Genomic DNA, 4,754 nt, shown 5'->3' with positions numbered 1-4,754 from the left:
ACGACAGGTAACGCCGGATGCCGTCGAGCACGGCCTCATCGTCCTCGGCGACGTTGTGGATCACTCCGCTGGGCAGCGCGACAGTCGGACCACCGAGGTCTTCCTTCGAAATCTCCTCTCCGGTGGACTCTTTGACGACGGGCGGTCCGGCGGTGAAGATCGCTCCTTGCCTGCTCATGATCCGGAAGTCGCAGACCGGTGCCACCAGTGCGCCATGTCCGGCCGAGGGGCCGAGCACGGCCGCGACGGTCGGGACGCGGCCCGAGCACTGCGCCTGGGCGAGCAGGTCGGTGGGGGTCCGTCCGTAATGGCCGCCGGTGGGGCGAAAGCCGGCACCTTCGAGCAGCATCACCAGCGGAATCTTGTCCCGCACCGCCAGTTCGGCGATGCGATACCGTTTCGAGTTGCCACCGGGCCCGATGCTGCCCGCCATGGTGGTGAAGTCCTCGGCGCCCAGCATTACCGGTGATCCGTTGATAGAACCGGAGCCGACAACCAGGCCGTCGGCCGCGATCTCACCACCCACCAGCGTGCCGAGTTCACGGAATGTTCCCGGATCGAGGAGGTGCTCGATTCGTGCGCGGGCGTCCAGCTTGCCCTTGTTGCGATGCTTGTCGAGCCGCTCCGGCCCGCCCATGTCCCACGCCTGTTGACGGCGCCGCCCGAGATCCTCGAGCGTTTCTCTCCAATCCTGGGCTTTCGCCATGCCTATGTCCTACCTCATGGAAGATTCGTCGCGCGACCAGATTTGCAGGGTCACATACTGGATTGCTTACTGTAAAGTTACCCGCATGCCCGAAGCCGCCCGCCTCAAGGTCGACGGGGGCATCCCCAATCGGCTCGCGGAGGTGGCGGACGCGTCCGCTGGTTTGGAAGAGCGGGGCTATGACGGAGGCTGGACGGCCGAAACCAACCATGACCCTTTCCTCCCGTTGCTGCTGGCCGCCGAACACACCTCGCGCCTGGAACTTGGCACCAACATCGCGGTGGCATTCGCGCGTAATCCGATGATCGTCGCCAACGTCGGCTGGGATCTGCAGGCGTACTCGAGGGGCCGGTTCATCCTCGGGCTGGGGACCCAGATCCAGCCGCATATCGAAAAGCGGTTCAGCATGCCGTGGAGTCATCCAGCGCGCCGGATGGCCGAATTCGTGTCCGCGCTGCGTGCCATCTGGTCGGCATGGGTGGACGGCTCCAAGCTTCGTTTCGAGGGTGATTTCTACACCCACAAGATCATGACTCCGATGTTCACCCCTGAACCTCAGCCATATCCGCCGCCGAAGATCTTTCTGGCCGCCGTGGGTGAAACGATGACCGAGATGTGCGGCGAGTTGGCCGACGGTCACCTGGGGCACCCGATGGTCTCCAAGCGCTACCTCGATGAGGTGACTGTGCCGGCGCTGCTGCGCGGTTTGCAACGCAATGGGCGCGACCGCGGCGACTTCGAGGTGTCGTGCGAGGTGCTCATCGCCACCGGTCGCGACGACGCCGAACTGGCCACTGCCACCGCTGCGGTGCGCAAGCAGATCGCCTTCTACGGCTCAACACCGGCTTACCGCAGGGTCCTCGACCTGCATGGGTGGGGCGAGCTGCACACCGAACTGCATCGCCTGTCGCTGGCGGGAGAGTGGGACGCGATGGGATCGCTCATCGACGACGAGATGCTTGCGGCTTTCGCCGTTGTCGGACCGCTCGACACCATTGCCGCTGGGCTGAAAAACCGTTGCGAGGGCGCGGTCGACCGTGTCCTACCAATCTTTCTGACCGCTTCTGCGCCCTGTATCACCGCCGCACTAAAGGAGTTTCACCAGTGAGCGCAACGACGATGGATGAGGCCGCAAAGCTATTGGCGGACCCGCTGGCGTACACCGACGAGCCGCGGCTGCATGCGGCGCTGACGCACCTGCGCGCCACCGCTCCGGTGTCCTGGGTGGACGTTCCGAACTACCGGCCGTTCTGGGCGATCACCAAACACGCCGACATCATGGACATCGAACGCGAAAACATGTTCTTCACCAACTGGCCGCGGCCCGTACTGACGACCGCGGCGGGCGATGAGATGCAGGCCGCCGCCGGGGTACGCACGCTGATCCATCTGGACGATCCGCAACACCGGGTGGTGCGCGCTATCGGTTCGGACTGGTTTCGCCCAAAGGCTATGCGGGCGTTGAAGGTTCGTGTTGACGAACTGGCCAAGAGCTACGTCGACAAGATGATGGCGGCGGGCCCCGAATGTGACTTCGTTCAGGAAGTCGCCGTCAATTACCCGCTATACGTGATCATGTCGCTGCTGGGGCTGCCGGAGGCCGATTTTCCCCGGATGCTCAAGCTGACCCAGGAGTTGTTCGGTAGCGACGACTCCGAATTCAAACGGGGCAGCACGAACGAGGATCAGCTGCCGGCGTTGTTGGACATGTTCGGTTACTTCAACGATGTGACGGCGTCTCGCCGCGAGCATCCCACCGAAGACCTCGCGTCGGCGATCGCGAACGCCCGCGTCGACGGCGAACCCCTGTCGGACATTGACACCGTGTCGTACTACCTGATCGTGGCCACCGCCGGTCACGACACCACCAGCGCGACCATCTCCGGCGGACTGCAAGCGCTCATCGAGAATCCCGACCAGCGCCACCGCCTGCGCGACAATCTCGACGTGATGCCGCTGGCCACCGAGGAGATGATCCGCTGGGTAACCCCGGTCAAGGAATTCATGCGGACTGCCGCCAAGGACACCACCGTGCGTGGAGTGCCCATCGCCGCGGGCGATTCGGTGCTGCTGTCCTACGTTTCGGCCAACCGTGACGAGGACGTCTTCGGCGATCCGTTCCGCTTCGATGTCGGTCGCGACCCCAACAAGCACCTGGCCTTCGGCTACGGTGTGCACTTTTGCATGGGTGCCGCGCTGGCCCGCATGGAGGTCAGCAGCTTCTTCTCCGAGCTGCTGCCCCGGCTCAAATCCATTGAACTGACCGGTGACCCGGAACTGGTCGCCACCACCTTCGTCGGCGGACTCAAACATCTGCCGGTTCGGTACTCGCTGGCTTGAGCGCGGCGACCCCTTCGATCGGGGTCCTCGCGCGCCGGTGGTGAGCGGTCCGCTTATCGGCCGCACCGGCGCGGCGGCTGTCGCTACACTCCCGGTGGAGGTCGAGGCAATGGCGCGTAGGACGATTGTCATCACCGGTGCCAGCGATGGCATCGGCGCGGCGGCGGCCCGCCGGATCAGCCGCGGCGGCGACAACGTGGTACTGGTGGGACGCTCGGAGAGCAAGACCGCGGCCATGGCTGCGGAGCTGGACGCCGACCACTTCGTCGCCGACTTCGCCGACCTGTCTCAGGTGCGGGCCCTGGCGGACAAAATCCGGTCTCAGTATCCGCGCATCGACGTGCTGGGCAACAACGCCGGGGGAGTGTTCCCCAAGCCGCAGCGGACGGCCGACGGCCATGAGATCACTCTTCAAGTCAACTACCTGGCGCCGTTCTTGCTCACCACACAGTTGCTGGATGTTCTGGCCGCTTCGCGAGCGACGATCGTCAATACATCCAGCTCGTCTCAGCGACTGTTGCGCAACGTCAAGCTCGCCGATTTCGACGCGACGGACCGGCGCATGTCCAGCACCGCCTACGCGTTGGCGAAATTGGCAAACATCCTGTTCACCAAGGAATTACATCGGCGCTTCTCCGCCGACGGTCTTTCGGTGGCGGCGGTCCACCCGGGTTTCGTCAACACCAACATCGGTCACTCGTCTGGCTCGCGGTTTCTGACCACTATGCAACGGACGCCGGTCAGTAGGATGATCAAATCCGCAGATCACGGTGCCGATCAGCTGGTCTGGCTGGCGACGAGCGTGCCCGGTGTCGACTGGACGGCCGGCGAATACTACGCGAAGGGCAAAGTCGCCAAAGCCAATCGGGCGGCCGACGATCCCGTTCTCGCCCGCGAGTTGTGGGACCACACCATGGCCATGGTCACTTAGAAGTTGCCCATGTCGGACGTTCGTTACTCGAGAGGAAGCCGATGCCAGGTATCCATCACGCGGCGATCTGCACCGCCAATGTCGAACTTTCGATGAAATTCTGGCGCGACGGCCTGGGATTCACAAAACTTTTCGGACACACTTTTACCGGAGACTGGCCAGAACTGTTCGGCGCAAAGACCGATCGGCTGCAGTCGGTATTCCTTGGTGACCCGCAGACACCGGATACCGGGATCGTTGAACTGGTTGTCTTCGAAGGATCCGAGTACGCATCGGATCCTCCCCAGCGACCGCGCCACGGATTCTTCTTGCTCTCCGTACAGCGAGACGTAGACGAAACACTTTCCACGCTGGCCGAATTGGGCTTCACCGATGGTGTTCGCCGGATCACCGTTGCGGCCCCGGCGGGCAAGACGGTCCCGATGGCCGTCATCACCGCACCCGATGGCGTAGTGGTCGAGTTGATCGGGCCCGCGCGATGAGCGCCTCGAGCGCCGTGGTGACCGGGGGCGCCTCCGGCATCGGACGAGAGGTCACCCGACGGCTGAGCGACGCCGGCCACGACGTCGTGGTGTGGGATCTGTCCGGTGGCGATATCGTCTGCGATGTCAGCGATCCCGACGCGGTGTCGGCGGCGATGGAACGAACCGTGCGCGAGCACGGTACGGCCACCCGGATAGTGACCTGCGCCGCGATCGGTGCATCGGGTTTGTTGCTGGAGCAGCCGCTCGGGGAGTGGGAACGAGTGTTGTCGATAAACCTGACCGGCACCTGGCT

6 protein-coding genes are annotated in these 4,754 nt (G+C 63.9%); 5 read left to right on the top strand and 1 reads right to left on the bottom strand.

Translation table 11 applies throughout. The features are described from left to right. Window positions 1-706: carboxyl transferase domain-containing protein (locus VFW69_RS17295; protein WP_526502802.1), on the bottom strand; the 706-nt coding region annotated here is incomplete at its 3' end. A gap of 85 nt (window positions 707-791) precedes the next feature. Between VFW69_RS17295 and VFW69_RS17290 the strand changes: the two genes are divergently transcribed. The 5 genes from VFW69_RS17290 to VFW69_RS17270 all read left to right on the top strand — a co-directional run. Next, window positions 792-1,814, top strand: a complete 1,023-nt coding sequence (locus tag VFW69_RS17290; RefSeq protein WP_526502800.1) for an LLM class F420-dependent oxidoreductase — start codon at window positions 792-794, stop codon at window positions 1,812-1,814. A gap of 11 nt (window positions 1,815-1,825) precedes the next feature. Continuing rightward, a complete protein-coding gene (locus tag VFW69_RS17285) occupies window positions 1,826-3,046 on the top strand; it encodes a cytochrome P450 (protein ID WP_526502804.1) in 1,221 nt (406 codons plus the stop codon). A 109-nt stretch (window positions 3,047-3,155) separates the two neighbouring features. Continuing rightward, window positions 3,156-3,977 (top strand): SDR family NAD(P)-dependent oxidoreductase, encoded by an 822-nt coding sequence (locus VFW69_RS17280; protein ID WP_526502798.1) that lies wholly within the window; start codon window positions 3,156-3,158, stop codon window positions 3,975-3,977. 41 nt (window positions 3,978-4,018) lie between these two features. Beyond that, window positions 4,019-4,459 carry a VOC family protein gene (locus VFW69_RS17275; RefSeq protein WP_526502796.1) on the top strand — a complete coding sequence of 147 codons (441 nt, stop codon included), beginning with the start codon at window positions 4,019-4,021 and terminating at the stop codon, window positions 4,457-4,459. Further along, window positions 4,456-4,754: SDR family NAD(P)-dependent oxidoreductase (locus VFW69_RS17270; RefSeq protein ID WP_526502794.1), on the top strand; the 299-nt coding region annotated here is incomplete at its 3' end. The genes VFW69_RS17275 and VFW69_RS17270, both read left to right, overlap by 4 nt.

This window comes from Mycobacterium sp., assembly GCF_036273375.1.
Lineage (GTDB): Bacteria > Actinomycetota > Actinomycetes > Mycobacteriales > Mycobacteriaceae > Mycobacterium.
This window is presented reverse-complemented; position numbering and strand designations above follow the sequence as displayed.

Excerpts from the sequence above, each read along its gene's own strand:
- VFW69_RS17285 (WP_526502804.1), top strand. The coding sequence starts at position 1,826 with ATGGATGAGGCCGCAAAGCTATTGGCGGACCCGCTGGCGTACACCGAC.
- VFW69_RS17290 (WP_526502800.1), top strand. The coding sequence starts at position 792 with ATGCCCGAAGCCGCCCGCCTCAAGGTCGACGGGGGCATCCCCAATCGG.
- VFW69_RS17280 (WP_526502798.1), top strand. The coding sequence starts at position 3,156 with ATGGCGCGTAGGACGATTGTCATCACCGGTGCCAGCGATGGCATCGGC.
- VFW69_RS17275 (WP_526502796.1), top strand. The coding sequence starts at position 4,019 with ATGCCAGGTATCCATCACGCGGCGATCTGCACCGCCAATGTCGAACTT.